The sequence below is a fragment of the Marinagarivorans sp. genome, from assembly GCF_982758155.1.
The window spans coordinates 1-3,109 of the sequence record NZ_CEXWTU010000359.1; the positions used below are offsets into that span (position 1 = coordinate 1).

Below are 3,109 nucleotides of genomic sequence, written 5' to 3' on the forward strand. Positions count from 1 at the left end.
TGTTGTTCTATAGGTGAATTATTGATAGCCTGCAGTCATAAGACTGCGATTCTAAGGCCCTATCTGAACAATGTTACTTGGTCTGATAAAAAGACGGGCAGTTTTGACCGTATTTTAGAGTGAGTGTCCCTTTTGGTTTTCGGAATATGTCTTATAGAGTACTTACATCACATAAGTAGAGCAGAAATCGAAAAAGAAAAATTTATGGTCGTTATTAGTTGGTCCGATCGATTGGCTTTATAGACAAGGGATATGCTATGCATTACAAACTACCACTTATTATTGTATTCATGATTTTCGCTAGTTCATGCACCAATATTAAAAAGAACGGCGAAAAAGTAGAGATTTTACAGGCGCCGCAAGAAACCCAATTTGAACCGGAGTATAAATTGGTTGCTGATAGTGGTTTTGCAGTACCGGCTTTAGCAAAATGTAATACGGACTTGCGTTACCTCAATCAAGTTGTGGGTTGGCAAGTGGCATGGCCTCGACGTTGGCAGGGTGTGGTTGCTCGTGGTGCACCAGCTGCTGCTACAGGTATTCAGGAGTGGATCGTTGCGCCCAAAGCAATTGCGGCCAGTATTGGTCAGTTGCGTTTAGGTATCTCACGCAATCAAACTGCACCGAGACCGGTGGTGATTCGTGTGCACCAGCAAGTGCGTGATCTATTAGTGATGCTTAAGCAAAGTCATTCAAAATATCTTTTTACTGATACAAGTAACTCAGCGGCGAATGAATGGAATAATTTAGTTCAGCATGAAGTCGTGCCTGCCGTATCTTCATTTGAACAGTTTCTTCGCAGCGAGTATTTACCGGCAAGCCAGCAGTCTTCTGGGTTATACATACTGAAAGGGGGAGCCGAGTGCTTTGCCAATGCCATTGCATGGTGGACAAGCTTAAGCCCAGAGTTAAAAGATGTTGATCGAATTGGGTGGTTATACCTTAATGATTCAATGGCAGAGCTCTTGGCTACTGGGCAGCGAAGTGATACTGCTGAAGGTATGCTAGCGCAACTGCGCGAAAAAATGGCGAATGACCAAACAACGACACATGAATTAATAGCGGTTTCTAAAAGTGCACTGGTTCGAGCGGAGGAAAGCTTGCCGCATGTTTTTTCACAAAAGGTGCTTCAACCTATAGTTGTCGAAGAAATGCCAAGGTATATGCAAGGCTCTGCTCCCGCGGGATATTATGGCGGTGCAGAGGGAAACACACCTGCGCGGTATATTATCAATACGTCTAGGCCTAATGAGCGGCGTTTAATGGCTGAGGTTATCGCATTTCACGAGGGCATTCCGGGCCATCATTTATGGAATGCTTACCCCAGAGGCAAACCAATCGAGTTTAATAATTCTGGCTTAAGTGAAGGTTGGGCGATTTATGCAGAATATCTTGCAGATGAAATGGGCTTGTATGGTTCCATTCTAGATCGGCAGGGGATGATCGCCAAGCATCTCTGGGCGGCTAGTCGCTTAATTGTTGAGCCTGGCCTGCATTTACATGGTTGGTCAAGAGAAAAGGCAATTCGCTTTATGTTAAACAATACGGTGATGTCCCGCACCGAGATTGAAATTGAAGTGGATCGATACATTGCAATGCCTGGTCAATCATTAAGTTATATTCTGGGAGCAAACTTTATTTTAACCGAGCGCCGACGCGCTCAAAAGATTCTAGGAAGTCGCTTTGAACTTGCCGAATTTCACGATGTTATTTTATTAGGTGGAGGCCGGCCATTGCCCCAAGTTCGCGATGAGATTGGGGCTTGGCTTGACTTTAAAAAAAGCGAATTGCTGGGCGATAGTATTAAGATGTAGCTCTCCACTGCAGTAAATCCAATAAAAACATGGGATACTCACGCAAAATTTTCTGCTGTTATTGATCGCGTCTAAGCGCTATGTGTTCATAGGTCAAAGCAGTATACGAGCATGACAAAAGAGAGAGAAGCGCTGATATCTCTGGGCTTAATACCCATTAACACTATGAGCGACAGTGTTAGGCGAGCATTAAATCTAACAGCCGACTGTGGTAAAAATAGCTCTGTAGCAACATTGGGGTATGGGAGGCTTACCTTCCCACAAATATATATTTAGGGCATCTCTTGAAATGTACTTTTTCCGCGATAGCGGCGTCACCGTTTTTTGCTCCTGCAAAAAAATCACTATTTTTAGAGGTGCCCTTTAGTCGTGTCAAGACAGGCAGCATGGTTCTGGCTATTTGAAGGTCAGAGAGGTGAATAATATTAATGACTTCACCAATACCACCTCAACAATGGCAGATGCCTATCGCGTGGTGGCCTTGAATGGTTTGAATCGACTCAAGCGGCAATAGTCGTTAGGTTAGCATGTTATTACCTGAGGCCCTTAGCGGGCCTTTTTTGTATGTGTTGTAGTGATGTAGCACGATGTGACTTTATTCATGCTTAAAAGCAGTGGTGGATCACAAATTTAGTTGCACTGGTGAGTGATCTTTTGAGTTCAGTTGTCGTACAGGCTGAATAAAGCACACTGGTTTCATGACAAATTCGCGGGTAATGCTGCGAAAGTTGTCGCACTAATACAGATGACAAGGTAATGATTATGAAATATTTGGCGGCATTATTATTGGCGGTATCAAGTTCGGCATTTAGCTTAGAGGAGGGCGGTACTATGCCTGAATTTGCGCTGACCAATGTCGACGGCTCTGCGACAACGTCTTCGGCTGAAGTCTCTAGGAGTAAGCTGACGTATGTTGATTTCTGGGCAACGTGGTGCGGCCCGTGCAAGCAATCTTTTCCGTTTATGAATGAGCTGGTTGAAAAATATGGTGATAAAGGTTTAACCGTAACGGCAATTAGTTTGGATGAAGAGACTAGCGAAGTGGCCGTATTCTTGAAATCGATGCCTGCAAGCTTCGGCGTGTTTTATGGTGATTCTGATGAGATTGGTGAAAAGGTACAGCCGCCGGGTATGCCTTCTTCTGTGCTTATTGATGAGAGCGGAAACATTGTAGCGTTGCACGTTGGCTATAACGATAAAATTGCAGCCAAAGTTGAAGCCGAGATTCAAGCCTTATTGAAGTAAGGGACGAGGCAATAATAGTTTATCCAATTAGGCGAAGAGATCGGCTTTCT

The 3,109-nt window shown here is 44.1% G+C and carries 2 protein-coding genes; both read left to right on the forward strand.

Translation table 11 applies throughout. The features are described from left to right. The first annotated feature begins 257 nt into the window (after positions 1–257). Positions 258–1,814, forward strand: a complete 1,557-nt coding sequence (locus tag AC3A8L_RS20785; RefSeq protein ID WP_487964190.1) for a DUF885 domain-containing protein — start codon at positions 258–260, stop codon at positions 1,812–1,814. Between the two features lie 762 nt (positions 1,815–2,576). Then, on the forward strand, positions 2,577–3,059 hold the full coding sequence (locus AC3A8L_RS20790) for a TlpA family protein disulfide reductase (RefSeq protein WP_487964191.1): 483 nt from the start codon (positions 2,577–2,579) through the stop codon (positions 3,057–3,059). Positions 3,060–3,109 lie beyond the last annotated feature (50 nt).